This window comes from Massilia varians (assembly GCF_027923905.1).
In the GTDB taxonomy this organism is placed as follows: Bacteria; Pseudomonadota; Gammaproteobacteria; order Burkholderiales; family Burkholderiaceae_D; genus Telluria; species Telluria varians_B.
Genome location: NZ_AP026966.1, coordinates 3,232,644 through 3,254,802, shown reverse-complemented (window position 1 = coordinate 3,254,802; position 22,159 = coordinate 3,232,644). Strand labels below are relative to the sequence as shown.

Below are 22,159 nucleotides of genomic sequence, written 5' to 3'. Positions count from 1 at the left end.
GCTTGGCAACAGCGTCAGTCCAGAGCGGACACCCGCGTATACGGGTGCGAGGACGGCCCCTCGACCGTATGGCCGCTGTCGGCATCGCGGGGATGTATTTCGAGCTTGCGCGACAGGATGAACAGCAGCTTGTCGGATTCGGCATACAGCGTCTCCCATTGACCCGGGCTCAGGGCCAGCATGAGCTGGCCATCGCGCTCGGCGATCTGGAAGCCGCCCATGCCGTCGATCTTGTACTGGCCGGCCAGGCCCCGGCGTACCTGCGGGGCCAGGGCGACGGCCGGACGCAGCACGGTCTGGATCGCGGTCCATTTGTACTCGTGGGCGATGGCGCGCATCAGCCCGGCCGCGAGCTCCCAGCCATTGTCGCTGTTGGTCAAGACCACCGCGCCATTGCCGCCCTCGAAGAAGACGACCAGTTGCGCCTTGAAGCCCTTGTTGCTTCCGCCATGGCCGAAGGTCTTGCCCTGGTTGATCTGCAGGCCCAGCGCGTAGTCGTCCACCACGGGCGTGAGCATGGTGCGCGCCATAGCGGGGGACAGGACGCCGTTGTCGCGTCCCGTCGCCCCTTGCTGGAGGGCGATCGCAAACTTCGCCAGGTCGCGCGGCGTGGTCCACAGCCCGGCGGCGGCCAGCTCCGGATAGACAAAGGGACCGCCCGGGAAAGGCTTGCCGTTCCGGTCGTGTGGACGGGCCGCCTTGGCTGCCAGTGCCGCCGGCAGCGGCTGGGAAAAGCTGCTGTCCGTCATGCCCAGCGGTCCCAGCACCAGGTCGCGCGCCAACACCTCGAAGGGCTGGCCGTAACGATCGGTCATGGCTTGCTGAAGCACGCTGTAGCCGCCGCCGGAATAGTTCCAGGCCGACCCCGGCGCGGCCTCGACCCGCACGGGCCCGGTATTCGCCGGAGCCTTGCCATCCAATAGCTGAACCAGCGTCGGCACCGGCGTGCCGGCGGCGTAGCCGGGAAAGCCGGAGACGCTCGTGCCGCCGGTATGCGACAGCAACTGGCGCACGCTTGGCTTGCCAGCGCCCTCGGGCAGCTTCCAGCCGGTCAGCGCGCGTTCGATCGGCGCATCGAGCTCCAGCCTGCCCTGTTCCACCATGCGTAGCACCGCCATGGCCGCCACCGGCTTGCTGACCGATGCGGCCTGGAACAGGGTTTCAGGGGTGACCGCGGGCCCACCCGCCCACGCGACGCCATAGCCCCGCGTCCACGCCAGCTTGCCATCGTGGATCACGGCGACGCTCACCCCGGGCACCTTCAGGCGCGCCATGGCGTCTTGCAGGCGTTCGGTCCTGAGCGGCGCGTTCGCCAGCGCCACCGCCGGACGCAGGCCGGCCTCGATGCGGGTAATGGCCGCGTCGTCCGCGGCGCGCGAGCACGGCGACACCAGGGTTGCCAGGCAAGCGCCCCATGCTAGTTGGCGCTTGAAGCGGGACAGGGGAGGTTGGCTGGAACGCATCGTTGCTCCATCAAAGTTTGCACGAATGCAACGAGTATAGGGATGCCCGACAAGACCGACAAGGAAGATGGAAAGTTCATGCGGCCGGCATGGCCGCAGACGAAAAAGCCGCCCATCGCTGGGCGGCTTTCATGGCGCGGGCAGCGTATTCGCGCCCCTTGGTTGCTATCACTCTTCCTGGAACGCCTCCTCGCGCTTCTTGCGCAGCGCCGGCAGCATCACGATGATCAGCGCGATCGCCGCCATCGCCAGCATGGTGGCGCTGATCGGGCTGCGCACGAAGACCATCGGGTCGCTGTGCGAGAGCAGCAGGGCGCGGCGCAGGTACTCTTCCATCATCGGTCCGATGATGTAGCCGAGCAGCATCGGCGCCGGCTCCGCACCCAGCTTGGCGCAGATGTAGCCGAACAGGCCGAACAGGGCCATGAGCCAGATGTCGAACTCGTTGTTGTTCAGGCTAAACACGCCGATCGCGCAGAACATCAGGATCGCGGGGTACAGGCGGTGGTAGGGGACCAGGATCATCTTGACCCACAGGCCGATCATCGGCAGGTTCAGCACCACCAGGAACAGGTTCCCGAACCACATCGACACGATCAGGCCCCAGAACAGCGCCGGCTGCTCGGACATCACGGCCGGACCCGGCTGGATGCCCTGGATGATCATCGCGCCGATCATCAGCGCCATCACCGGGTTGGACGGGATGCCCAGCGTGAGCATCGGGATGAAGGAGGTCTGGGCGCCGGCATTGTTGGCCGCTTCCGGGGCCGCCACGCCTTCGATCGCGCCCTTGCCGAAGTTCCTGGCATTGGGCGAGACCTTCTTCTCGATCGAGTAGGACGCGAACGAGGCGAGCATGGCGCCGCCGCCGGGCAGGATGCCGAGCGCCGAGCCGAGGAAGGTGCCGCGCAGGACCGGCGCAACGATGCGCTTGAAGTCGTCCTTGCTCAGCATCAGCCCCTGGACCTTCTTCATCAGGACGTTGCGGTCTTCGCCGTGCTCGAGGTTGCGGATGATTTCGCCGATGCCGAACATGCCCATCGCGACGATCACGAAGTTGATGCCGTCGGCCAGTTCCGGCTTGTCGAAGGTATAGCGCTGCGCGCCGGAGTTGACGTCGGTGCCGATCAGGCCGAGCAGCAGGCCGAGGATCACCATGCCGATCGCGTTGAGCAGCGAGCCGCTCGCCAGCACCACCGAGGCCACCAGGCCCAGCACCATCAGCGAGAAGTACTCGGCCGGACCGAATTTCAGCGCCAGGTCGGCCAGCGGCGGCGCGAACAGGGCCAGCAGGACGGTGGCCACGGTCCCGGCGAAGAAGGAACCGAGCGCCGCCGTGGCGAGCGCCTTGCCGGCCTGGCCGTTGCGCGCCATCTTGTAGCCGTCGAGGGCGGTCACCACCGAGGACGATTCGCCCGGCAGGTTGACCAGGATCGCGGTGGTCGAGCCGCCGTACTGGGCGCCGTAGTAGATACCCGCCAGCATGATCAGCGCCGAGACCGGCGGCAGGCCGAAGGTGGCCGGCAGCAGCATGGCGATGGTGGCGATCGGCCCCAGGCCCGGCAGCACGCCGACCGCGGTGCCCACGAAAACCCCGATCAGGCAGTAGAACAGGTTGGTCAGGGTAAAGGCCGTCTCCAGGCCCAGTCCCAGGTTGGTAAAGATCTCCATGTCTTATGCGCCTCCCAGCCAGGGACCGACGATCGGCATGGGCAGGCCGAGCAGCTTCACGAACAGCAGCACGGCGAAGATGGCCAGGCCGATGGCGAGCGGCAGCGCGCTTTTCAGGCTGAACTGCTTGCTGGCGTAGGAACTCAGCATGACCAGCACGAAGGCGGCGGCGGCCAGGCCGGCGCCGCGCATCAGGATGCCGAACAGGACCACTGCGCCGAGGATGATGACGATGTCCCGGATGTGGAAGGTGCCGATCGCGTCATGCGCGCCAGAGCCGCGGCCGATGAAGGCGCGGATGATGCCGACCAGGCCGACGATGGCCAGCAGGCCGCCCAGCACGGTCGGGAAATAGCCCGGACCCATCTTGCCGGCGCTGCCCATCTCGTTGTCCCCGATGAGGGCGATGGCGGCGAGGCCAAAACACAGGAAGATCAGGCCGATCCAGAAATTCTTCGGATGGCGAACGGTGAAAGCCACTGCGAACCCCTTGTTGCTTGTTGTTGTCTGGTGTCGAACAGGCTGTGCGGGATCGCGACCCGCACAGCCCGCCGCGTCTGTGTTGCGCGATCAGTCGGCGTACTGGCCGGCCTTGGCGATGATCGGGCCCCAGCGGTCGATCTCGGACTTCAGGTGGGCGCGCAGGGCTTCCGGCGTGGCGCGCTTGTCGGCCACGGGTTCGGTGCCGAGGTCGGCGAAGCGCTGCTTGACGGTCGGGTCTTTCAGGGCGGTGCGCAGGGCGTTCGACAGGGTGTCGACGACCGGCTTCGGGGTGCCCTTCGGCGCGTACATGCCGTGCCACACGGCCACTTCGAAGCCCGGCAGGCCGGCTTCGCTCATGGTCGGCACGTTCGGCATCGAGGCCAGGCGCTGCTTGGTGGTCACGCCGTAGACCTTCACCTTGCCGCTCTTGATCTGGCTGGTGGTGTTGGTGGTCTGGTCGCACATCAGGTCGACCTGGCCGCCCAGCATGTCGTTCATGGCCGGGCCCGTGCCCTTGTACGGGACGGTGGTCAGGTCGACGCCGATGGCGGTCTGGAACAGCATGCCGCACAGGTGCGAGGCCGAACCCAGGCCGGCGTTGGCATAGGTGACCTTGGACTGGTTGGCCTTCACGTAGGCGAGCAGCTCCTTGAAGTCCTTGGCCGGGAAGTCCTTCTTGGCGATCAGGGTCATGGGCACGTCGGTGACCAGGCCGATCGGCTCGAAATCGGTGATCGCGTTGTAGCTCAGCTTGCGGTACAGGCCTGGGGCGGTCGAGTGGCCGATGTGGTGCAGGAAGATGGTGTAGCCGTCCGGCGCGGCCTTGGCCACGCGCGCCGCACCGATGGTGCCGCCGGCGCCGCCGACGTTCTCGATGATGATCTGCTGCTTCAGGGTGTTGCCCATCGACTGGGCCACCAGGCGCGCCACCGTGTCGGTCGGCCCGCCGGCGGCGAAGGGCACGATCATGGTGATGGTCTTGGCGGGGTAGTTCTGTGCGTGGGCCGCGCAGGCCGCGCCGACCAGGGCGATGGCCGCGACGCTGCGCAGGAAGGTGGTTTTCATGTGTCGTCCTCTAAACTCGTTGAGCCAGGTTTTTAGTATGGGCGATGCTGGAACACACTCGAAAAGCCGGGACGCAGGCCACCAGCCAGCAGGCCTGCGTACACTGAGCATGTGCATACGCAGGCCTTGTTGTACCAGTAAATAGACGGGTTAGCAACTACGTGGAAACCCGTAGCGCACGGCTGAATAGTGGCTGGACGACAGGAAATGGCCGGCTATCGAGCCTGCCCCGGCTCCGGCACCGGAATCTCATGCTCGCCCAGCAGCAGCTTGTCGGGCGTGATCGGGGTGCCGCGCAGGCGCCTGCCGGTGGCGTGGAAGATCGCGTTGCTGATCGCCGCCGCCACCGACACGATGCCGATCTCGCCCACGCCCTTGGCCCCGAGCTGCTCGCTGACGATGCGGTCGTCTTCATCGGCGAAAATCACCTCGATGTCGTGCACGTCCGCGTTCACCGCCACGTGGTACTCGGCGTAGTTGTGGTTCATGAAGCGACCGAAGCGGTGATCGGTGAAGCTCTCTTCGTGCAGCGCCTGGCTGATGCCCCACACCACGCCGCCGATCACCTGGCTGGCGGCGGTCTTGGCGCTGATGATGCGGCCGGCCGCGACGGCGTTCACGACGCGCGTCACGCGCACGATGCCGAGCTTTTCGTTGACCCGCACCTCGCAGAAGACGGCCGAGTGCACGGCGCGGGTGTACTTGCGCTGCTTGAGCATCGAGGGCTTCATGAAGAACTTTTCCTCGACCCGGTCGACGCCTGCTGCGGCGAGCACCTCGCGCAGCTGCACGGCGGTCTCGATCCGGTGGCGCAGGCGCACGGTGCCGTCGACGAATTCCAGGTCCTGGGTGCGCGCTTTGGCAAGCGGCGACCCGGGCATGCCCTTGGCCATCTTGACAAGGGTTTTCTTGAGCTTGTCGCAGGCGCCATGCACGCCGCCCCCGACCGTGGTCACGTGCGAGGAGCCGCCTTCGACCGGCGCGAAGGGCAGGGTCGAGTCGCCCAGCTGGAAGGTGACCCGTTCCATGGGAAGGCCCAGCGCTTCCGCCGCGATCATCGACATCACCGTGTAGGTGCCGGTGCCGATGTCCGAGGCCGCGCTGCTGACCACCAGGCGTCCGTCCGCATGCAGCACGGCGCTCACGCGCGCCAGCATCACCAGCGAATCCCACATGCCGGTGGCCATGCCCCAGCCGACCAGTTCCTCGCCATCGCGCATCGAGCGCGGTTCGATCGGCCGCGCCTGCCAGCCGAAGCGCGCGGCGCCCTTGTCGTAGCACTGGCTCAGCTCTTTGGTGGAATAGGGCTTGTCGTCCATCGGGTTGCGGTCGGCATAGTTCAGGCGCCGCAATTCCAGCGGGTCCATGCGCAGCTTGTAGGCCAGTTCGTCCATCGCCACTTCCAGCGCGTGCATGCCGTGGGCCGCGCCGGGCGCGCGCATGTCGATCGGCGAATGGCGATCGTGGGCCACCAGCTTGTAGCCCAGCTTGATGTTGTCGCAGGCGTACAGCTGGCCGGACCAGTTGACCACCACCTCGACATAGTCTTCCAGGCGCGAAGTCTCGTGGATGGCCTCGTGGACGATGGCCTGCAGCTTGCCGTCGCCGTTGGCGGCCAGCTTGACCTTCTGCCAGGTCTCGGGACGGTGGCCGAAGCTGAACATCTGCTGGCGCGTCAGCACCACCCGCACCGAGCATTTCAGCTTCAGCGCCGCCATCACCGCCAGCGGCAGCTGGTACTGCGGACGCAGGCCGGAGCCGAAGGCCCCGCCCACGTAGGGATTGCGCACCGTGACCTTTTCTTTCTTGATGCCGAAGGCGCGCGACACGTACCAGCGGTTGTTCTGCGAGCTCTGGGTCTTCTCGTAGATGGTCAGGTGGCCGTCTTCGCCGTAGACCACGGTGGTCGCGTGCATCTCCATCGGGTTGTGGTGCTCGACGCCGTGGTAGAACTGCGATTCGATCTTGACCTCGGCCTGTTCATACGCCTTGTCGGCGTCGCCCGTGGAGCTGGGCGGCGTGAAGCCGGCCTTCAGGGCGCGCGGCTTGTAGGCCTGGTCGAGCGAGGCCAGCAGATCGGTTTCGTGCGCTTCTTCCTCGTAGTCGAGCTCCACCAGCTGGGCCGCGTGGCGCGCCGCCTCGAAGGTCTCGGCAATCACCAACGCGACCGGCTGGCCGCTGTAGAAGATGCGGTCGCTGAACAGTGGCCGGAACGGCGAGCCGCCCGGAGCCGTCATGTCCTTGTAGGCCAGGTCCCAGGAGCGCACCTTGGGCCGGTTCAGGTGGGTGAGCACCTCCACCACGCCGGGCGTGGCCAGGGCGGCGCGGGTGTCGATGCGCGTGATGCGCCCGCGGGCGACGGTGCCGCTCACCACCACGCCGTAGCGCAGGTCTTCGGCTTCGTGCTCGGCGGCGTACTTCGCCGCCCCCGTCACCTTGGCGCGGCCGTCGACGCGCGAGACCGGCATGCCGCTGCGGACCCGGCCGGTGCCCTCGGACGCGCTGGGGGTGCGCAGTTCTGGAATCAGGTCGGTCATGTGGGTTCTCCTCGCCGTTCTCCGGCCGCATAATCGGTGCCGCGCGCGGCGGTGCTCAGGGCCTGCTCGATGGCATTGCGTGCCAGCGTGAGCTTGTAGTCGTTCTGGCCGTAGCCGCGCGCCCCGCGCAGGACGATGTCGGCGGCGGCCCCGAAAGCTTCCAGGCTTGGCGTCTTGCCTTCGAGCGAAGCCTCGGCTTCCTCGACCCGCCACGGCTTGTGGGCCACGCCGCCCAGTGCGATGCGGGCGGCGCGGATTTTTCCGTCCTTGCCGCCTTCGAGATCGAGCGCGGCGGCCACCGACACCAGCGCGAACGCATACGACAGGCGCTCGCGCACCTTCAGGTAGGTGGAATGCGCGGCGAAGCGGCCGGCCTCGGGCAGCGTGATGTGGGTGACCAGTTCGCCCGGCGCCAGCGTATTGTCGAGCTCGGGGTGCTCGCCGGGCAGGCGGTGGAAGTCGGCAAACGGGATCTCGCGCGCGCCGTCTTGGGAGCGCACGTGGACCACGGCGTCGAGGGCGCGCAGGGCCACGCACATGTCGGAAGGGTGGGTGGCGATGCAGTGCTCGCTGGTGCCGAGGATTGCATGCAGGCGGTTCAGGCCGTCCTTGGCGGGACAGCCGCTGCCCGGTTCGCGCTTGTTGCAGGGCGTGCCGACGTCGTAGAAGTAGTAGCAGCGGGTGCGCTGCAGCAGGTTGCCGCCGTTGGTGGCCATGTTGCGCAACTGCGGCGACGCGCCGGCCAGGATCGCGGCGCGCAGCAGCGGGTAGCGCTCGGCGACCTTCGGATGGTAGGCGGTGTCGGCATTGCGGGCCAGGGCGCCCAGGCGCAGGCCGCCGCCATCCGCTTCTTCCACCTGGTCGAGTCCGAGGCCGTTGATGTCGACCAGCTCGCCCGGATGCATGACGCCGTCGGGCGGAACGCCCGACTTCATCAAATCGAGCAGGTTGGTGCCGCCCGCGATCGGACGCACGCCCGGCTGGGCCAGGCGGGCCAGCGCGGCGTCCACGTCGCTGGCCTGGGTGAAGGTGAACGGATTCATGCGAGCACCGGGCCGGTCGTGAACGGCTTCTTCGGCTCGGCTGCGGCCGCTCCGGGCTTGCTCTCGATGCCCATCACCTGCACCACCGCCTGGGTGATCTGGGGATAGGCGCCGCAGCGGCACAGGTTGCCGCTCATGAGTTCGCGCACGTCGTCGACGCTCCTGGCCTGGCCCTCCGCGATCAGCCCGGCGGCGGAACACAGCTGGCCGGGGGTGCAGTAGCCGCACTGGAAGGCGTCGCACGCGATGAAGGCCTGCTGCAGCGGATGCAGCTCCTCGCCCTTGGCCAGGCCCTCGACCGTGGTCACCTCATGGTCGTTGTGCATCACCGCCAGCGTCAGGCAGGCGTTGATGCGTTTGCCGTCCAGTAATACCGTGCAGGCGCCGCATTGCCCGTGGTCGCAGCCCTTCTTGGTGCCGGTGAGGCCCGCGCGCTCGCGCAGCAGGTCGAGCAGCGTCACCCAGGCGCCGACCGCGAATTCGCGGTCTTGGCCATTGATGCGCAGCCGGATCGGGTATTCCTGGTAGTGGTCCATGGCCGTCCTTTCATGTGCGAAGCTGCTACCTTAACCGCCGGCCCGATCCCGTTCGGTTAGTTCACACACCTACGGCAACAAGACGCGTGTCAATCGATGGTCACTGTCCGGGCCTGCGGGGCGACCATGCGCACCATGCGCAGCACGGCGTCGGTGCTGACCGTGTCGATGTGCCCGGCCATGCGGCGCTCGAACGGATGGTCGTCGAAGGCGACGTTGGCCCGGAACATGCGCGCGCCCAGGCGCACCGTCGCCGGCACCTCGACCGTGGGCGGCTGGAAGCGGATCGAACGCAGCCAGGTCTGGGCCTCGGCCCGGGACTCGACCTGGCCGGGCGGGGCGGCGGCCGCGGCGAGCGTTTCGAGCACCCACTGGTTCGAATTCTGGTACTTGGTCGCGTACACATACGACAGCATGCTGTAGTTCGGTTCGTGCAGGCGCAGCAGCGTGCGGGTGGCCGCCAGCTTCGCCAGCCTGGCCTGCAGCTCGGGACCGGGAATCACCAGATGGGCCTCATAGCGGTACAGGTCGGTCAGGAAGAAGTTTCCCATGCCCTCGTCGTACAGCTTGGAGACCGCGCTGCCGCAGTCGTTGAGCGCGTGCACGACGGTCCAGCGGCCCTTGGGATGGTCGCGCAGCGCGATGCCCATGTGCGAGTAGCGCAGGCGATAGCGGCTCAGGTCCTGGCCGGCGCGCGACACCAGCGCGGCCTGGGCGCCGCTGGCCTCCAAAGCCTGCACCGTGCGCTGGGCCAGGTCCATCGAGAGCACGACTTCGTGGGCGGCGAGCGGGCGCTCTTCGCAGGCCTGGCCGGCATTGGCCGGCGCCGCGATGGCCAGGGCCAGGACCAGGACCCCGCAGATGCGGCGGTCCATCAGCCTGCCCTCGAATGGTGCAGCAGGGCCTTGCCCGCTTCGTTCGGCAGGAAGGCAATCGCCTTGCCGGCCATCACCAGCACGTAGCCGGTGGACGCCGTCACCACTTCCAGCGCGGTGCCGGCGGCGAGCGAGACGCCGGCAGCAAGCCGGCCGGACAGCCGCACCGTGGCGCGGCTGGCGTCGGCCGCGCTCTCCAGGACGACTTCGATGCCGTCGCCGACCGTCCTGACGCTGGCCACCACGACGCTGCCGGTCGCGGCCAGGGTCAGGATGGAACCGCCGACCACCACGCCGGACAGGTCGGCGCTGGCGTTCGACAGTTCCGACTGGCCGGCATGGCCGGTCGCTTGGGTGGCGGTGCATGCCAGGCCGAGCAGGGCGGCAAGGAACAGGCGTTTCATGGTGCTCTCCGTGGTGAATGTGGGGGCATGATCTCCAGCCGCCCGCGTGCGCGCAAGGATGCCGCGCGAAGTAGCATCGGCCAGGCGCTCCAGTATCGGCCTGCGATACCGCAGGGCGCCGGCGCGGTATCGGAACGATGTGGCGGCGCGCCCGGTCCAATCGCCATCGGGGTTCAGGAGGGGCCGGGATGGCGGGCGGTAGCAGGGAAGCGGGCGGCGGCGCCCGGATCGGCGCCGAGCTGTGGCAGGTGCTGGGCCGGCACCGCTGGCGCATCGTGGCGGCGGTCGTGCTGCTGCTCGCGGCCAAGCTCGCCACCGTGGCGGTGCCGCTGCTGCTCAAGCGGATCATCGACGCCTTCTCCCAGGTCAGCATGCCGGCCACGCTGCCGCTGTATCTGCTGGTGGGCTACGCCCTGCTGCGCTTCTCGTCCACCCTGTTCAACGAATGGCGCGACCTGCTGTTCGTGCGGGTCACCCTTCAGGCCGTGTCGGCCTATGCGCAAAAGACCTTCTCGCACCTGCATGCGCTGGGGCCGCGCTTCCACGCCCGGCGCAAGCTCGGCAGCCTGCTGCCCGACATCGACCGCGGCACCAGCGGCATCGCCTTCCTGCTCGGCGTCGGCCTGTTCACCATCGTGCCGACCCTGGTCGAGATCGGTCTGGTGCTGGCCATCATGCTGAACCGCTATGCGGCAGGCTTCGCCGGCATCATCCTGCTGACCTTCCTGGTTTACGCCGGCTTCACGCTGGTGTTCACGGCGCGCCGCGTGGTCTACCAGCGGCGCGTCAACAAGCTCGACTCCACCGCCAAGGGACGCCTGGCGGACAGCCTGATCAACTATGATACGGTCAAGTATTTCAGCGGCGAGGCGCGCGAGGCGGCGCGCTTCGCCGCCATCATGGGCGACTGGCAGGAGGCGGGCCGCGCCAACCAGCGCGCCCTGTTCACCCTGCACGTGGGGCAGAGCGCCATCATCGCGCTGGGGGTGGCGGCCATCATGGTGCTGGCCGGCCAGGCCGTGCTGGCGCGCAGCATGAGCGTCGGCGACCTGGTGCTGATCAATGCCTACGCGCTGCAGGTCTGCCTGCCGCTGAACGCGCTCGGCTTCGTCTACCGTGAAGCGCGCGACGCCTGGGTCAACACGGAGCGCCTGTTCGAGCTGCTGCGCGAGCGGCCCGAGATCCTCGATCCGCCGGGCGCGCCGCCCTTGCGCCCGAGCCGCGGCGAAGTCGTGTTCGAGCACGTCAGCTTTCACTACGAGCCGGCGCGGCCGGTGCTGGTCGACGTCAGCCTGCGCATCGCGCCCGGCACCACGCTGGCCGTCGTCGGACGCAGCGGTTCGGGCAAGTCGACGCTGGCGCGGCTGCTGTTGCGCTACTACGATCCGGCGGGTGGCCGCATCCTGGTGGACGGCCAGAACATCCGCCAGTGCACGGCCGCGAGCGTGCGCATGGCGATCGGCGTGGTGCCGCAGGAGACGGCGCTGTTCAATGACACGATCGGCAACAATATCGCCTACGGCCGCAGCGGCAGCACCCGCGAGGAGGTGGTGGCGGCCTGCCGCGCCGCCCACTTGCACGAGGTGATCGAATCGCTGCCGCAAAAGTACGACACGCCCGTGGGCGAGCGCGGGGTGAACCTGTCGGGCGGCGAGAAACAGCGCATCGCGATCGCGCGTGCGATCCTCAAGAATCCGGCGATCCTGATCTTCGACGAGGCCACCTCCGCGCTCGACGCCGACTCGGAACACGCGATCACGCGCGAGCTCGACCGGCTGTCGCGCGGCCGCAGCACCCTGGTGATCGCGCACCGCCTGTCGACCATCGTGGGCGCCGATTCCATCGTGGTGATGGACCGCGGCCGCATCGTCGAGCAGGGCAGCCATGCCGAACTGCTGCGCCGCAAGGGGACGTATGCGCGGCTGTGGCTGTTGCAGCAACGCATGGACAAGGATGCCGGGCGCTGATCAGGGTCCGCGGAAGACGATGGTCTTATTTCCGTGCAGGAAAACCCGGCGCTCGATGTGGAACTTCACCGCCGCCGCCAGCGCCATGCATTCGTTGTCGCGCCCCACGCGCACCAGCTGTTCCGGGCGGAAGTTGTGGTCGACGCGGGTGACCATCTGCTCGATGATCGGGCCTTCGTCCAGGTCCGGCGTCACGTAGTGCGCGGTGGCGCCGATCAGCTTGACGCCGCGGTCGAAGGCCTGGTGGTAGGGCTTGGCGCCCTTGAAGCCGGGCAGGAAGGAGTGGTGGATGTTGATGCAGCGGCCCGCCAGGCGGCGCGCCAGCTCGTCCGAGAGAATCTGCATGTAGCGTGCCAGGATCACCAGCTCGGCGCGGGTTTCCTCGACCACTTCCAGCAGCCGGGCTTCCTGCTGGGCCTTGTTATCCCTGGTCACCGGCAGGAAGATGAAACGGATGCCTTCGCGCTCGACCATCGGGCGCAGGTCCAGGTGGTTCGACACCACCGCCGTGATCGACATGTTCAGTTCGCCGTTGCGGCGGCGGTAGAGCAGGTCGTCGAGACAGTGGTCGTCCTTCGACACCATGATCACGGTTTTGACGGGATCGAGCGGGTCGTGGATCTTCCATTGCATCTCGAGGCGGGCGGCGCAGCCTTCGCCGAACTGCTCGCGGATGTTCTCGATGCTGGGGGAACCGGCCTGCAGCCGGAACACGGCGCGCATGTAGAAGCGCTCGGTGGAATCGTCGTCGAACTGTTCCAGCGCGCAGATGTAGCAGTCGCGCTCGGCCAGGAAGGTGGCGACGGCGGCCACGATGCCGATGCCGGCGCGGCAGCTGGCATTGAGGATGTATTCGGTTGGCGCGTGCGGCGCCCTGGCGCCTTCGTTGGGAGTCGAGTTCGGGGTCATGCGGTCGTCCTTGGGTACGATGAAGCGGTCTTCAATGTGACGCCTGCGCTGTTGCCGGCGGCGTGGCAAGCAGTGCGAAGGGTAGACGCATGCCGGTGGCGCCGCCGTGCAAGCCTCGTGGACGATGCAGACGTTGTTATTCTAACAGCATGGCCGATGCGGCCCGCGCCGTCAAGGAGCGCACGACCGATGCGAGGCGCCGGCGCGACCCAGCGCGTGACGCTCCCTCAGGACGGCTGGGCGGGAGCCAGGGCCAGGGCCACCGCGTCGACCAGTTGCTGCGGCGGCAAGGGCTTGTTCAGCACGCGCACATCGGCGCCGGCCGCGCCGACCTCGGCGCCATAGCCGGTCACGATCAGGGCCGGCAGCCCGGGATGCAGCGCGCGCAGGCGCTGGAGCAGGCTGGCGCCGGTCATGCCGGGCATGCGGAAGTCGGTCACGAGCATGTCGATGCCCCCGGCGCTGCCGATGGCCAGCGCATCGTTCGGATCGATCACGGCCGTCACCCGGTAGCCGGCGCGCTCCAGGTAGCGCTTGAACACATAGACGATCGCTTCTTCGTCGTCGACCAGCAGGATGTGCATCGCCGTCATGGGTCGCCTCAGCCTTCGTGGGTGAAGCCGGATGCCGGGTTCACGCGCAGCTCGACCTTCAGCGCCTGGCGGATGCGCTCGGTCAGTTCGTTCAGCCGGTAGGGCTTGGTCAGGATCGGGAAGGATGCGGCTTCGCCTTGGACGGCCGGCAGCGCGTCGATGTAGCCGGTGGCCAGCAGCACCGGCACGTCGGGCTGGCGCTCGCGCACCAGTTCGGCCAGGCGCAGGCCGTTCATCCCGCCCGGCATGATGATGTCGGTGAACAGCAGGTCGACGCTGCCGTAGCGCTCGATCATCTCCAGGGCCGCTTCGCCGCTCGGGGCGCCCAGGACCCGGTAACCGTTCGCGCGCAGGTGGGTTTCGGCCAGTTCGCGCACTTCTTCGCTGTCGTCCACCACCAGCACGGTGCGCTTGCCGAGGATCGCCTCGGGCGTCCATTTGGCGCCATTACCGGAGCGCTCGCCCATGATTTCCATCGCCGACTTGGAGGCCTGCGGGAACACCATGCGGATGGTGGTGCCCTGCTGCGGCGCGCTCTCGATCTCGAGGCGGCCATGCGATTGCTGCACGAAACCGTGCACCATCGCCAGGCCCAGGCCGGTGCCGGGGCCCTTGGTGGTGAAGAAGGGCTCGGTGGCGCGCGCAGCGACTTCCGGCGACATCCCTTCGCCATGGTCGATCACGCACAGGACCACATAGCGGCCAGGCGCCAGGTGCAGGCGTTCGAGCTTTTCCGGGTCGTCCATGGTCGAGGTGGCGACCGTGACCTTGCCGCCCGCCGGCATGGCGTCGCGCGCGTTGATCAGGACGTTCAGCAGCGCCATCTCCATGTGCGTCGGGTCGAGCGTGCAGGAGGGCAGGCCGGGCTTCAGGTCGAGGTGCAGGTCGACCTTGTCGCCCAGCGTACGCACCAGCATCTCGCTGAATTCCACCACCAGCGAATTCAGGTTCAGGCGCCTGGGCTCCAGGCGCTGCTTGCGCGCGAAGGTCAGGAGCTGCTGGGTGAGCTTGGCGGCCTTTTCGCTGGCCAGGCGCGCGCGGTCGATGGCCTGGCCGACGGTGACGCGGTCGTTCAGGTCGGAGGCAGCCAGTTCGAGGTTGCCGGCGACCACCTGCAGCAGGTTGTTGAAATCGTGCGCCAGGCCGGCGGTCAGCTGGCCGATCGCTTCCATCTTCTGGGCCTGCAGGTAGGACTGCTCGGAAACGCGCCGGCGCGTGATGTCCATCTGCGAGGCAAAATAGTAGAGCAGCTTGCCGCCCTCATCGAACACCGGGCCGATGAACAGGCCGTTCCAGAACGGCCGGCCGTCGGCCTTGTAATTGAGAACGTCGACCGCCACCGCGCGCTGCTCGCGCAGGGCGCCGCGGATTTCCTCTACGGTGTGCGGGTCGGTCTGCTCGCCCTGCAGGAAGCGGCAGTTGCGGCCGAGGACCTGCTCTTCCTCGTAGCCGGTCAGGTCGAGGAAGGCACGGTTCACGAACGCGATCGGGTTGTCTGGCTGATTCGGGTCGGTCACCACCATCGGCATGCGGGTCATCTCGATGGCGGCGAAGAAGATGTTGCCGCGCTCTTCGAAGCCGGGGCGCGAGATCTGGCTGGCCTGCCAGTGGCGCATGCCCGGATCGCCCAGTGGATTGAAGGCGCTGCCTTCCAATTGGCCCACGCTGGGCACGCCTTCGCTCTGGCCATGGCTGGACGCGTCGTCGTGCGGGAGGCGCTCCCGTTCTTCCTTGCTGCTGCCAGTTGCCATGTACCCCCCTGTTCAAAGAAAAGAACGACGCGCGGGCTAATGCCGTTCAGTTAAGCGTAGGGTGGCCGGGTTTCCCGGCCGCGCGTTCGACTCCATTTTGCTCTGCCACAGTGCATTGGTGACTTGGACGCGCGGTCGGCGAAGCCGACCACCCTACATTTTTACGCTAACTGAACGGTATTACGCCGCGCGGGCCGGACTTCTTGTGTGAATTATATAACAGAGGAAATTTTACAAGTCTAAAAGTGACGAAATCGCGGACGCTCAATCACGAAACAGGTGGGTGAAGGTCCGGCTCACCGGCAGTTTCTCGGCGCAGCCGCGCAGCAGCACCTGCATGCGTTCGGCGTCCAGTCGTTCGACCGCCGCGATGGCGCCCACGTTAACCAGGGTGGCGCGGTGGATCTGCCAGAAGCGGTCGCGGTCCAGGCCGCCCAGCAGATCCTTCAGCGGGATCCGCACCAGCGCTTCGGAACCGGGCAGCACCACGCGCGTGTACTTGCTGTCGGACTGGAAGAACAGCACCTCGTCGACGTCGATCAGGCGGATCTGCTTGCCGACGGTGGCCTTGATCCACTTCATCTTTTCGGTGCGGGCGCCGGGCAGGGCGGTCTTCAGGTGGCGCAGCAGATCGCCCAGGTCGGCCGGCGGCGTGCTGAGTTTTGCGCGGATGCGCGCCACGGCGCGTTCCATGCGGTCAGCCTGGACCGGCTTGAGCAGGTAGTCGACCGCACCGGCGTCGAAAGCCTCGACCGCATACTGGTCGTAGGCCGTGACGAACACCACGTGGGCGCTGTCGCCGATGCGCTCGGCCACCTCCAGGCCGGACAGCCCCGGCATGCGGATATCCAAAAACGCCACCTCGGGTTCGTGCTCGAGGAAGCCGTCCCAGGCATCGTTGCCGTTCTCGGCCTGCAGCACCACCTCGGCTTCGGGCCAGCACGCGGCCAGCAAGCCGGCCAGGCGTTCGCGCATCAGCGGTTCGTCTTCGGCGATCAGGACCCGGGTCATGCGCACTCCTTCGCGGCGGGGATGCTCAGTTCGGCCACCAGTCCCGGCTCGGCATCGCGCAGCTTCAGGCCCCCACGCCCACCATACGCCAGTTCCAGCCGGCGCCGCACGTTGTCGAGGCCGGCACCATCGCCCGGCGTGGCGCCCATGCCGACCCCGCTATCGTGGACGCGGACCAGCACGCACGCCCCATCCGTTTCGGCGGTGACGCGGATCTCGCCGCCGCGCAGCGCCGGTTCGATACCGTGCTTGATGGCGTTCTCCACCAGCGTCAGCACGATCATGCTCGGCACCTCGACCTGCGCCAGCGGCGCCGGCAGCACCAGTTCGAAGCGCAGCCGGGCGCCCATCCGGGCCTGCATCACCCGCAGGTAGGCCTCGACCGTGGCGAACTCGGTCGCCAGGCCGACCTGTTCGCAGCGCATGTCGCTGAAGCTGGCGCGCAGGAAGGCGATCAGGTCGGCGGTGAGCGCGGCGGCGCGCGGGGCGCCGTCCGCCGCCAGCTGCTGCACCGCGCCGAGCGTATTGAACAGGAAGTGCGGCTCGATCTGGGCGCGCAGCATGCGCAGCTTCGACTCGCTCAGCTCGCGCGCCAGGCGTTCGCGCTCGGCATCGCGCTGCAGCTGCTCCATTAGCGCGGCATATTGGCGGCGGCGGAAGAACGCCAGGACGATCAAGGGTACGAAGGCCAGTGCGCTGATCAGGGCCACGAAGGGAACCATGCGCATGAGCCTGGGCATCTGCTCCACCAGCGGGCGCCCGTCGCCGAGGGCGATGCCGACGAAGGCGCCCAGCACGCCGAGGACCATCCCGACGGCGACCTTGCGGGTATTCTTGAACGACTGGGTGGCGTTGAACCAGATGCCGACCCCGCCCATCAGCAAGCCGAATCCCAACAGGTTGGCAACCATGACCGGAGCAATCCAGCTGCCCTTGTCGAGAGCCAGTTCCATCAGGAGGCCGACCAGGGTGAAGGCGAGGGCGAATTTGGCGAGCGCAAGCCAGAAGCGCCGTCCGCGGTAGGTCAGCGAGAACTCGCGCAATTGCTGGCGCTCGACCGGCGACATGCTCGCGATGTTGTCGGCAATCTTGCGGCGGTAGCCCGGCGCCACCTGCGCAGCCAGTTCCGGCCGCTCCAGGATGGCCAGGTGTTCGCGTTCGAGGTCCTGGTACCAGTCGATGATCTTGCGCCACATGTCGTTCTCCTTGTTGTTCAATATAAGGCAATGTGGCAAGTCTAGGAAAGCCGGCCGTGGCGCGACAGCGCGCGGCGACGAACGACGAAGGCGGTGCGACGAACGACGAGACGCCCGGCAGCGTGCTACCATCCCGGGTTTTTCATCCCACGTTGATCATGCAGTTCGCCTATCACCATGCGATCCGCGCCATGCGCCCCGCCGACCTCGATGCCATCCTCGCCGTGCAGGCGGCCTGCTACCCGCCGGCGATGCAGGAAGCGGCCGGGGTGGTGCTGGCGCGCATGGCGCTGGCCGGCGACAGCTGCGTCCTGGCGGAAGACGAGGATGGGGTGTGCGCCTACCTGTTCGCCTATCCGAGCAGGCTGGGCAAGGTGACGCCGCTGGGCGCGCAGTTCGACCCGGCTGCGGACGCGGACACGCTCTACCTGCACGACCTGGCGGTGGCGCCGCGCGCACACGGACGCGGGTTGGCGCGCAGCCTGGTCAGCCACCTGCTGGCGCAGGCGCGGCGCCAGGGTTTCAGCGCATCGGCCCTGGTATCGGTGCAGGACACCGCCGCGTTCTGGTCTGGCCTGGGCTACCGGGTAGCCGAGGCGGACGGGCCGGCGGGGCGCGCCGCGCTGGCCAGCTATCCCGGCCAGGCGCGCTACATGGTGCGCGCCCTCGATTCCTGACTACTGGACCCGGCGCACCTTGGCCGAACTGTTGGTCCCTTCCACCTTCAGGAACAGGGTGCCGAACACGTTGCGCTCGATCCTGACCTTGGGGTTGCGCATCGGCGCCAGCACCGCTTCGCTGCCGTCGACGATGCGCCACACCTGGCCATTGGCCAGGCGGATCTGCGAGGATGGGCCCCAGCCCTGGAAGTCGCCGGCGATGGTCGAGCTGATCGACTGCGGTTCCGATTCGCGCTGCTTCTTCGCTTCGATGCCGAAGTTTTCCTCCTTGCTGCGCGCCGGCGCGGCCGCCGCAGCCGCCACCTGCGGCCGGGCGCCGACCTGGATCGCGTCGTAGCAGGCCAGGCGGGCGCCGGTGTCGGCGAGCGTCCGGCATTGCACAATGGCGGCGTCGTCCGCGAGCGCGGCGCCGGACAGCAGCAGCAGGGAGAGGGGCAGGGCTTTCATCGTCATCCTTTGGTGTGGTTACGCAAGCGTCGGATTATATCGGCAAGCCCGCCGCCGTCACGCCTTTGCCAAAGCGGATGATCCGGAGGCCGGCTCGGCCGCATACTGGCGGATGAAGGCGGCGCAATCTTGCACCGCCAACGGCCGCGAGTAATAGTATCCCTGGATCTCGTCGCAATCGGCCTTGCGCAGGGCCGCCACCTGGTCCGCCGTCTCGACGCCTTCGGCGATCACGGCCAGTTGCAGGCGGTGCGCCATGGCGACGATCGCCTGCACGATGGCGGACGACTCGGCGCTGTGCGCCATGTCCTGCACAAAGGACTTGTCGATCTTGAGCTTGTCGAGCGGCAGGCGGCGCAGGTAGCCGAAGCTCGAATAGCCGGTGCCGAAGTCGTCGATACTCAGCATGACCCCGAGTTCGCCCAGCCCGCGCATCACCACCACGCTGCGTTCCGGGTCGGCCATCGACACGCTTTCGGTCAGCTCCAGTTCCAGCAGGCCAGGCGCCAGCTCCGACTGGGCCAGCAGTCCGGCCACCATGGCAACCACGTCGCTTTGCAGGAACTGGCGCGCCGACAGGTTGACCGCCACCGGCGCCAGCGGCAGGCCTTGCGCGCGCCAGGCGGTTAGTTGTCCGACCGCGCTGCGCAGCACCCACTCGCCGATCGGCACGATCATGCCGCTTTCCTCGGCGATCGGAATGAACTCGTCGGGCGGGATGACGCCGTATTCCGGATGGCGCCAGCGCACCAGGGCCTCGAGGCCGGCCAGGGCGCCGCTGCGCAGGTCGACCTTCGGCTGGTACTGCAGGAACAGCTCGTCCTGGGCGATGGCGCGCCGCAAGTGGCTCTCGAGGGTGAGACGGCGTCCGTGCTCGGTGCGCAGCTCCGGGGTGAAGCGCACGATCTCGCCACGGCCCTGGGCCTTGGCATGGCGCATCGCGGTGACGGCATTGTTGAGCAGGGCGTCGGCGTCGTCGCCGTCCTGCGGCAGCGAGGCGGTGCCGATGCTGCAGGTGAGGGCGATCTCGCCGTCCGGCGTCGGGATGGCGCGGTTGCTTGCTGCCATGATGCGGTCGAACGCGCGCTCCGGCTCCGGATGCTCGCCGCGCGCGTGCAGCAGGAGCAGGAATTCGTCGCTGCCGGCGCGCGCCAGCATGTCGCCTTCGCGCAGCAGCGCCTGCAGGCTGGTGGCGAGGCCCACCAGGATCTCGTCGCCGGCGCGGTGGCCGAGCGTCTCGTTGAAGCGCTTGAAGCGGTCGATGTTGATGCAGGCCACCAGGGCCGGCGTGCCGTCGGCGCGCCAGCCGGCGATGCTGCCCTGGATGGCGCGCAGCATCGCCTGGCGGTTCGGCAGCCCGGTGAGCAGGTCGTGCGCCACCAGCCAGACCAGTTCGCCCGAGGCCGACGCATCGCCCGCTGCCGGCGGGCAGTCCCGCAGGCGCTCGCTGAGAGACTGCGCCGCCATCGCCAGCTGGCGGTGGTAGATCAGCTGCTCGACCATGCGCGCCAGGTCGCGCAGCGCTTCGAGTTCACCGGGGCCGAGCCGGCGCGGCTTGCGGTCGATGACGCACAGGGTGCCGATCTTCTTGCGCTCCACCGAATACAGCTGCACCCCGGCGTAGAAGCGCAGATGCATGTCGCCGGTGACCAGCGGGTTGTCGACGAAGCGGGCGTCCTGGGCGGCGTCCGGCACCACCAGCGGTTCGTCGCTGAGGATCGCGTGGCCGCAGAAGGAAATCGCGCGTGGGGTTTCGCAGGTGTCCAGGCCGGTGCGCGACTTGAACCACTGGCGGTCCTTGTCGATCAGGGACACCAGGGCGATCGGCACGCCGAGCAGGCGCGCAGCGGTGCGGGTGATGCGGTCGAAGCTTTCTTCGGGTGGGCTGCCGAGCAGCCTGGTGGCGTGCAGGGCGGCCAGGCGCTGTGCTTCGTCGGTCGGAATGCGGGGGCGTTCCATTGTCTTGCGAGGTTCAGGCCAGGCTGGCGAGCAGGGCCGCCGTGTCCTGCGCGCCCATGCGCTGCGCCGCCGCCAGCGCACTGATGCCGTCGGCATCGCGCGCATGCGGATCGGCGCCGCGCGCCAGCAGCAGGCGGGCGATCTCGGTGCGGTTGAACATGGCGGCAAACATCAGGGCAGTCTTGCCGCTCGGGCCGGCACTGGCCACGCCGGCGCCGTGGTCCAGCAGCAGGGTGGCGATGGCCAGGTCGCCCTTGAAGGCGGCGCCGGCGAGCGGCGTCTGGCCGGCGTCATTCGTCAATTCCGGATCGGCGCCGTGCCCGAGCAGGACCCGCGCCGTGTCGACGTGGCCATGGTAGCAGGCCAGCATCAACAGGCTGTCGCCCCGTTCGTTGCGCAGGTTTGGCGGCAGGCCCTGGGCCAGCAGCGTGGCCAACGGATCTGTTTCGCCGGCACGCGCGTGCTGGAAAACCGTGCGCACGAAGGCGAGCGTGGCGTCGTCCAGCGAGTTCGGATCGGGGCGGGCAGTCTGCATGGTCGGCTCCAGGGCGTGTTCTCCTGCGATTAGACCATATAGGGAGGAGACGGGGAGCACGCCCGCCCGGCAAGGTTCGAAAACTTCGATGATTGGGCGGTAAATTACTCGTTTTTCAATCCCCAAGCGAGCGCGCATAATGGCTCCATCGCATCGAATGACAGCAGCGCAAAGGCCCGCAGGGAGCAATGTGGCTATCATCAAGCTGTTCGATGTTCACCCAAAAAAAGGAGCACACCATGTTGAACGTACGTAAAAGCAATGAACGCGGCGCCGCCAGCTTCGGCTGGCTGAACTCCCAGCACAGCTTCTCGTTTGGCCATTACTACGACCTGAAGCACATGGGTTTCGGCCCGCTGCGCGTCATCAACGAGGACCATGTCGCGCCCGGCCGCGGTTTCGACTCGCATGGCCACCGCGACATGGAAATCATCTCGTATGTGCTGGAAGGCGCACTGGAACACAAGGACAGCATGGGCAACGGCTCGGTGCTGCGCTACGGCGACGTGCAGCGCATGAGCGCGGGCAGCGGCGTGGTTCATAGCGAGTACAACCACTCGAAGGAAGAAGGCGTGCACTTCCTGCAGATCTGGATCGAGCCGAACACCACCGGCGAGCCGCCGGGCTACGAGGAACAGCATTTCGATGCCGCCTCGAAGCAGGGCCGGCTGCGCCTGATCGCCTCCAACGACGGACGCGAAGGCTCGGTGTCGATGCGCCAGGATGCGTCGATCTACGCCACCATCATGAACGGCGGCGATGCGCTCGACCATCCACTGGCCCCTGGGCGCCAGGCCTACGTCCACGTGATCCGCGGCCGCGCCACCGTGAACGGCGTGCAGCTGCAGGGCGGCGACGCGCTCAAGATCACCGACGAGGATGCGGTGCGCCTCGGGCAGGCCGAAGCGGCCGAGATCCTGGTGTTCGACCTGCCCCGCTGAGTTGCCGTGAAACGAAGGTGACCGGCGCCGCCTGAACCGGCGCGCACGATTGGCGCATCGTGGCGGCGCCCCGGCGTTTGGCATACCATCCGG

General features: G+C 67.7%; 20 protein-coding genes. 3 read left to right on the top strand and 17 right to left on the bottom strand.

Annotated features, from left to right (window positions below; all coding sequences use genetic code 11):
* Nucleotides 1-14: 14 nt before the first annotated feature.
* From MasN3_RS14665 to MasN3_RS14625, 9 genes are all read right to left on the bottom strand, one after another.
* Nucleotides 15-1,463, bottom strand: coding sequence for a serine hydrolase domain-containing protein (locus MasN3_RS14665; protein ID WP_281908077.1), 1,449 nt, complete (start codon nucleotides 1,461-1,463; stop codon nucleotides 15-17).
* Between the two features lie 168 nt (nucleotides 1,464-1,631).
* Nucleotides 1,632-3,134, bottom strand: coding sequence for a tripartite tricarboxylate transporter permease (locus MasN3_RS14660; protein ID WP_281908075.1), 1,503 nt, complete (start codon nucleotides 3,132-3,134; stop codon nucleotides 1,632-1,634).
* 3 nt (nucleotides 3,135-3,137) lie between these two features.
* A complete protein-coding gene (locus MasN3_RS14655; protein WP_281908074.1) occupies nucleotides 3,138-3,614 on the bottom strand; it encodes a tripartite tricarboxylate transporter TctB family protein in 477 nt (158 codons plus the stop codon).
* Between the two features lie 90 nt (nucleotides 3,615-3,704).
* Nucleotides 3,705-4,682: a tripartite tricarboxylate transporter substrate binding protein BugD gene (locus tag MasN3_RS14650; RefSeq protein WP_281908073.1), complete on the bottom strand. Its 978-nt coding sequence runs from the start codon at nucleotides 4,680-4,682 to the stop codon at nucleotides 3,705-3,707.
* Between the two features lie 215 nt (nucleotides 4,683-4,897).
* Nucleotides 4,898-7,219, bottom strand: coding sequence for a xanthine dehydrogenase family protein molybdopterin-binding subunit (locus MasN3_RS14645; protein ID WP_281908072.1), 2,322 nt, complete (start codon nucleotides 7,217-7,219; stop codon nucleotides 4,898-4,900).
* Nucleotides 7,216-8,262, bottom strand: a complete 1,047-nt coding sequence (locus MasN3_RS14640; RefSeq protein ID WP_281908070.1) for an FAD binding domain-containing protein — start codon at nucleotides 8,260-8,262, stop codon at nucleotides 7,216-7,218. The genes MasN3_RS14645 and MasN3_RS14640 overlap by 4 nt, the downstream gene beginning before the upstream one ends.
* Nucleotides 8,259-8,798: a (2Fe-2S)-binding protein gene (locus MasN3_RS14635; RefSeq protein ID WP_281908067.1), complete on the bottom strand. Its 540-nt coding sequence runs from the start codon at nucleotides 8,796-8,798 to the stop codon at nucleotides 8,259-8,261. Before MasN3_RS14635 ends, MasN3_RS14640 begins: the two co-directional genes overlap by 4 nt.
* Nucleotides 8,799-8,887: 89 nt before the next feature.
* On the bottom strand, nucleotides 8,888-9,673 hold the full coding sequence (locus MasN3_RS14630) for a DUF2145 domain-containing protein (RefSeq protein WP_281908066.1): 786 nt from the start codon (nucleotides 9,671-9,673) through the stop codon (nucleotides 8,888-8,890).
* Complete coding sequence (locus MasN3_RS14625) at nucleotides 9,673-10,077, bottom strand: hypothetical protein (protein WP_281908064.1); 405 nt, start codon at nucleotides 10,075-10,077, stop codon at nucleotides 9,673-9,675. Before MasN3_RS14625 ends, MasN3_RS14630 begins: the two co-directional genes overlap by 1 nt.
* Before the next feature lie 188 nt (nucleotides 10,078-10,265).
* Here MasN3_RS14625 and MasN3_RS14620 point away from each other — a divergent pair, with 188 nt between their 5' ends.
* The gene (locus MasN3_RS14620) at nucleotides 10,266-12,044 is read left to right on the top strand and encodes an ABCB family ABC transporter ATP-binding protein/permease (protein WP_281908063.1); all 1,779 of its coding nucleotides are present in this window, start codon (nucleotides 10,266-10,268) and stop codon (nucleotides 12,042-12,044) included.
* Here MasN3_RS14620 and purU read toward each other — a convergent pair whose 3' ends face one another.
* From purU to MasN3_RS14595, 5 genes are all read right to left on the bottom strand, one after another.
* Nucleotides 12,045-12,953: a formyltetrahydrofolate deformylase gene (gene purU, locus MasN3_RS14615; RefSeq protein ID WP_281908062.1), complete on the bottom strand. Its 909-nt coding sequence runs from the start codon at nucleotides 12,951-12,953 to the stop codon at nucleotides 12,045-12,047.
* Nucleotides 12,954-13,180: 227 nt separating this feature from the next.
* Nucleotides 13,181-13,546 carry a response regulator gene (locus tag MasN3_RS14610; RefSeq protein WP_281908061.1) on the bottom strand — a complete coding sequence of 122 codons (366 nt, stop codon included), beginning with the start codon at nucleotides 13,544-13,546 and terminating at the stop codon, nucleotides 13,181-13,183.
* Nucleotides 13,547-13,554: 8 nt separating this feature from the next.
* A complete protein-coding gene (locus MasN3_RS14605; RefSeq protein WP_281908059.1) occupies nucleotides 13,555-15,297 on the bottom strand; it encodes a histidine kinase famiy protein in 1,743 nt (580 codons plus the stop codon).
* A 264-nt stretch (nucleotides 15,298-15,561) separates the two neighbouring features.
* A complete protein-coding gene (locus MasN3_RS14600; protein ID WP_281908058.1) occupies nucleotides 15,562-16,308 on the bottom strand; it encodes a LytR/AlgR family response regulator transcription factor in 747 nt (248 codons plus the stop codon).
* Nucleotides 16,305-17,504, bottom strand: a complete 1,200-nt coding sequence (locus MasN3_RS14595; RefSeq protein ID WP_281908056.1) for a sensor histidine kinase — start codon at nucleotides 17,502-17,504, stop codon at nucleotides 16,305-16,307. Before MasN3_RS14595 ends, MasN3_RS14600 begins: the two co-directional genes overlap by 4 nt.
* A gap of 56 nt (nucleotides 17,505-17,560) precedes the next feature.
* Between MasN3_RS14595 and MasN3_RS14590 the strand changes: the two genes are divergently transcribed.
* Nucleotides 17,561-18,181 carry a GNAT family N-acetyltransferase gene (locus MasN3_RS14590; RefSeq protein ID WP_281908054.1) on the top strand — a complete coding sequence of 207 codons (621 nt, stop codon included), beginning with the start codon at nucleotides 17,561-17,563 and terminating at the stop codon, nucleotides 18,179-18,181.
* Here the strand turns inward: MasN3_RS14590 and MasN3_RS14585 are convergent, their stop codons facing one another.
* Genes MasN3_RS14585 through MasN3_RS14575 form a run of 3 tightly spaced genes read right to left on the bottom strand, consistent with a single transcriptional unit; the run spans nucleotide 18,182 to nucleotide 21,125 of the window.
* The gene (locus MasN3_RS14585) at nucleotides 18,182-18,631 is read right to left on the bottom strand and encodes a hypothetical protein (RefSeq protein WP_281908053.1); all 450 of its coding nucleotides are present in this window, start codon (nucleotides 18,629-18,631) and stop codon (nucleotides 18,182-18,184) included.
* Nucleotides 18,632-18,688: 57 nt separating this feature from the next.
* Nucleotides 18,689-20,590 carry a putative bifunctional diguanylate cyclase/phosphodiesterase gene (locus tag MasN3_RS14580; protein ID WP_281908051.1) on the bottom strand — a complete coding sequence of 634 codons (1,902 nt, stop codon included), beginning with the start codon at nucleotides 20,588-20,590 and terminating at the stop codon, nucleotides 18,689-18,691.
* A 13-nt stretch (nucleotides 20,591-20,603) separates the two neighbouring features.
* On the bottom strand, nucleotides 20,604-21,125 hold the full coding sequence (locus MasN3_RS14575) for an ankyrin repeat domain-containing protein (protein WP_281908049.1): 522 nt from the start codon (nucleotides 21,123-21,125) through the stop codon (nucleotides 20,604-20,606).
* A gap of 239 nt (nucleotides 21,126-21,364) precedes the next feature.
* Here MasN3_RS14575 and MasN3_RS14570 point away from each other — a divergent pair, with 239 nt between their 5' ends.
* A complete protein-coding gene (locus MasN3_RS14570) occupies nucleotides 21,365-22,066 on the top strand; it encodes a pirin family protein (protein WP_281908047.1) in 702 nt (233 codons plus the stop codon).
* Nucleotides 22,067-22,159: the final 93 nt, after the last annotated feature.